This window comes from Curtobacterium sp. MCLR17_045 (genome assembly GCF_003234405.1).
Lineage (GTDB): Bacteria > Actinomycetota > Actinomycetes > Actinomycetales > Microbacteriaceae > Curtobacterium > Curtobacterium flaccumfaciens.
The window spans coordinates 1-4,072 of record NZ_QKTB01000055.1 but is presented as its reverse complement, the minus strand read 5'-3'; the positions used below and the strand labels follow the sequence as shown (position 1 = coordinate 4,072).

The following is a 4,072-nucleotide window of genomic DNA, read 5'->3' as shown; positions in this document are numbered from 1 at the left end:
CACGGGCCCCCGCCCGTGCAGCGCGTACTCCCCCACCATCCGCTCCTTGTAGACCGCCGGGTTGTGCGACGCCACCACCCGGGCGTTCCGCCAGTGCCGGTCCAGCCCACGCGTCCGGTCGGCCGCGGACGCCCCGCCGACCTCGAACAGCTCGGACGCCGACCGCAGCACCCGCGGCCCGATCTCGACCTGCGCCTGGTACACGGCGTTCTCGGCCGCGTCGAGCACCACGCGGTCGACGCCGACCCCGGGCTCGTTCGTGGCGACGACCCCGTCGAGCAGCCCCGCGGCGGCGACGACGAGTGACCGGGCGGTGAACGCCCCGGCCGACAGCCGCCCGAGCACCGAGAGCACCTGCGGGTCCTCCCCAGGCATGGCCGCGTTGGCGTGGATGTACGTGCGGGTCCGTGGTCGCACGAAGGCCACGGCATCGTCGGACACGGCCTGCCCGATCCCGGCGAGGACCGCCAGCAGGTACAGCTGGTAGAAAGCCTGGATGTGCGACAGCGGAGCGTCCCGGTACGCCGACACCACCGACGGGTCGACCGACACCCCGTCGAACACGGTCGTGCCGGAGGCGGTCAACCGCTGCCCGAACCCGTCCCAGTCGTCGATGCTCGTCACGCCCGGCGCGGAGGCGTCGACGGCGAACGTCACGCGCTCCCCGTCACGGTCCGCCGCCAGGTAGATCCAGTCCGCGTAGAGCGTGCCGGTCGAGTAGAACTTCCGCCCGTCGAGGCGGAGGGAATCACCCGCCGGCGTCACCGTCGTCGAGATGTCGGCGAGGGTCGTCCCGGTCCGCTCCGAGGTCGCGTTCCCGACGATCGCTCCGTCGACGATGCGCTGGAGCCACTCGTCCCGGCCGGCGGACGACGGCCGCAGCAGCACGAGCTCGGTGTACCCGAAGTGTCCCCGCCACAGGTGCGCGATGTTCGAGTCCGCCGCCGCCAGGTCCGCCACCAGGTGCGCGAGTTCGACCAGCGTCACGCCGAAGCCCCCGCGGTCCTCCGGCACGCGCAACCGCCCGAACCCCGCGTCGGCGAGCGCCCGGACCTCGGCGTGCGGCAGCGGCCGGTCGCCGGGCTTCACGGACGCGAGCTCACGCTCGACCGCGCCGTCGCGGATGGTCGCGAACACGGGCGCGAAGCGTTCGCGCAGGGTCGCCAGACGGTCGGCCGGGAGGCCCGTCACGCGTCCGTCGATCGTCGTCGCGTCCGTCATGCGGGCACCTCCACTGCGTCGCGCGCCTCGGTCGCGCCGGCACCGCCCGTGAACGCCCCGCGCCACTGCCGGGCGGGGTGCGAGTCCGGCAGCTGTGCGTGGCCGAAGAGCTTCTCGCGCAGGGTCCCCTCGCGGTACTCGGACTGCATCAGCCCGCGCTCCTGCAGGGTCGGCGCGATGTGGTCGACGAACTCCTCGTACGAGCCGGGCAGCGTCCAGTTGATGACGTTGACGCCGTCGACGCCCACCCGCTGCCAGTCGGCGAGCTCGTCGGCGATCTGCTCCGGCGTCCCGACGACCCGGGCGCGGAGCTTCGCGGACAACCTGGCGAGGTCGGCGATGGTCGGTTCGCGGTCCCCGGCGGCCTCGCGGAGCCACTGCAGGTGCGACTGTCCGGCGTGGGTGCGGACCTCGGACAGCGGGGTGTCCGGGTCGAGGGGCTCGCCGGTGTCCGGGTCGAAGCCGAGGTTCGAGTGCACCAGGAACCCGTCGGCGGTCAGGTACTCGTCGATCTCCGCTTCCTTGGCCTTGGCCTCGGCTTCGGTGGAGCCGGTGACGAAGGTCAGGCCGAGGAAGAACGCGATGTCGTCCCGCTGGCGACCGGCGGCCTCGGCCAGGTCACGGGTCTCGCGGATGAGCTGTTCGGTGGCGTCCCGGTTCGAGGTCAGGATGAACTGGGCCTCGGCGTTCCGGGCGGCGAAGGCACGGCCCGCCGGCGACGACCCGGCCTGGAACAGCACCGGGGTCCGCTGCGGCGACGGTGCCGACAGGTGCGGGCCCTGCACGCCGTAGCGCTTGCCGTGGTGGTCGATGCGGTGCACCCTGTCGGGGTCGGCGTAGCCACGGACTGGGTCCTTCAGCACGGCGCCGTCCTCCCACGAGCCCTCCCAGAGCTTCGCGCAGACCTCGAGGTACTCCTCGGCCCAGACGTAGCGCTCGTCGTGCTCCTCGAGCCGGTCGGCGCCGAAGTTCCGGGCGGCGCTGTCGAGGGCGCTCGTGACGACGTTCCAGCCGATGCGGCCCCGGGTGATGTGGTCGAGCGTGGAGACCTTGCGGGCGAAGTCGAACGGGTGCGCCTGGATGACGCTCGAGGTGAACGCGAGCCCGAGGTGCTCGGTCGACACGGCGAGCGCGGAGAGCAGCACGGAGGGGTCGTTCGAGGGGATCTGCAGCCCCTCGCGCAGGTTGGTCGAGTAGTCGCCGCGACCGGGGCCGTAGGTCCCGACGACGTCGGCGAAGAACATCGCGTCGAACTTGCCGCGCTCGAGGGTCCTCGCCAGGTCGGTCCACAGCGTCACGTCGTCGAAGTCCGCCTGCCGGGCGTCGGGGTGCCGCCACAGGCCGTGCTGGATGTGCGAGGTCGTGTTCATGACGAAGGCCGCGAAGCGCAGCGGGCGGTTCGGTGCATCGCTCATGTGTCCCATCGTGGTCGGCGGGCACCGCCCGACGACAGCGACGTGACCTCCCGTTACGCGCGGTGTTCCCCGCGGCCCTGGACGCGACCATGCTCCTGAGGCATGCCGAGCCAGACCACCCTCACCGCGCCTCCAGGCCGTCCCGCTGCACCGTCGACCAGCGCGACCCGTCGTCGGGTCGCCCTCGCGTCGTTCGTCGGGACGACCGTCGAGTACTACGACTTCTACCTCTACGCGACGGCCTCGGCGCTGGTGTTCGCTCCGACGTTCTTCCCGTCCGTGACGCCGGCCGTCGGGGTCATCGCGTCGTTCGCGACCTACGGCGTCGGGTTCGTGGCGCGGCCGCTCGGCGGGGTGATCGCCGGCCACCTGGGTGACCGGATCGGGCGGAAGAAGCTGCTCGTCGCGTCGCTGGTGCTGATGGGCATCGCGTCCACGTTGATCGGGGTCATCCCGTCCGCCGCGACCATCGGGGTCGGCGCCGTCGTGGCGCTCGTGTTCCTGCGGCTGCTGCAGGGCGTCGCGGCCGGTGCGGAGTGGGGCGGCTCGGCGCTGCTGTCCGTCGAACACGCGCCGGAGCGGCACCGGGGGCTGTTCGGGGCGTTCACGCAGATGGGGTCGGCCGGTGGGATGCTCCTGGCGACCGGGGTCTTCACGCTCGTGCGGTCGCTGCTCGGCACCGAGGCGTTCCTGGCCTGGGGCTGGCGGCTGCCGTTCCTGTTCTCGGCGGTGATCGTGGCGGTCGGGCTCGTCATCCGGCTCGGTGTGCAGGACGCCCCGGTGTTCCAGGAGCTGCGCGCATCGGGCGGGGTCGAGCGGTTCCCGGTGTGGCAGGCGATCCGGCAGCACCCGCGGTCGATCCTGGTGACGGCGGGCCTGCGCCTCGTGCAGCCGGCGCTGTACTCGATCCTGACGACGTACTCGCTGACCTACCTCGGCAACGTGCGGGGGCCATCGGGCTCGGACGCCGGGCTGCAGGCCGTGCTCGTGATCTCGGCGGTGTCGCTCGTGTCCACGCCGTTCTGGGGGTGGCTGTCCGACCGGGTCGGGCGGCGGGTGCTGACGATCTGGTCGGCGGTGGGCATCGCGGTGCTCATCTGGCCGTTCTTCGCGTTCCTCGACGCGGGGCCGCTCGTGCTCCTGCCGCTCGTGGCGCTGATCGGGATGTGCGTGTTCCACGACAGCATCTACGGGCCGCAGGCGGCGTGGTTCGCGGAGCAGTTCCCGACCGGGCGGCGGTACTCGGGGATGTCGCTCGGGTACCAGATCGGGTCGATCTTCTCGGTGGGGCTGACGCCGCTGCTGGCCGCGGTGTTCGTGCAGCTCGGGGGTGGCTCGCCGTGGATCCTGTGCGGGTACCTCGGGGTGTACGCGGTGCTGACGATCGTGGCGGCGGTGTTCGCGGTGGATCCGCGGGCGGTGGCGCGGCGGGAGGC

The 4,072-nt window shown here is 72.4% G+C and carries 3 protein-coding genes; 1 reads left to right on the top strand and 2 read right to left on the bottom strand.

Going from position 1 to position 4,072, the window contains the following annotated elements:
• A partial coding sequence (locus DEJ05_RS17735) for an acyl-CoA dehydrogenase family protein (RefSeq protein ID WP_111111317.1) occupies positions 1–1,221 on the bottom strand: 1,221 nt, incomplete at its 3' end.
• Positions 1,218–2,636, bottom strand: a complete 1,419-nt coding sequence (locus tag DEJ05_RS17730) for an LLM class flavin-dependent oxidoreductase (RefSeq protein WP_111111315.1) — start codon at positions 2,634–2,636, stop codon at positions 1,218–1,220. The genes DEJ05_RS17730 and DEJ05_RS17735, both read right to left, overlap by 4 nt.
• 102 nt (positions 2,637–2,738) lie before the next feature.
• On the opposite strand from DEJ05_RS17730, the gene DEJ05_RS17725 reads away from it, so the two are divergent.
• Positions 2,739–4,072: MFS transporter (locus DEJ05_RS17725; protein WP_111111313.1), on the top strand; the 1,334-nt coding region annotated here is incomplete at its 3' end.

Excerpts from the sequence above, each read along its gene's own strand:
- DEJ05_RS17730 (WP_111111315.1), bottom strand. The coding sequence starts at position 2,636 with ATGAGCGATGCACCGAACCGCCCGCTGCGCTTCGCGGCCTTCGTCATG.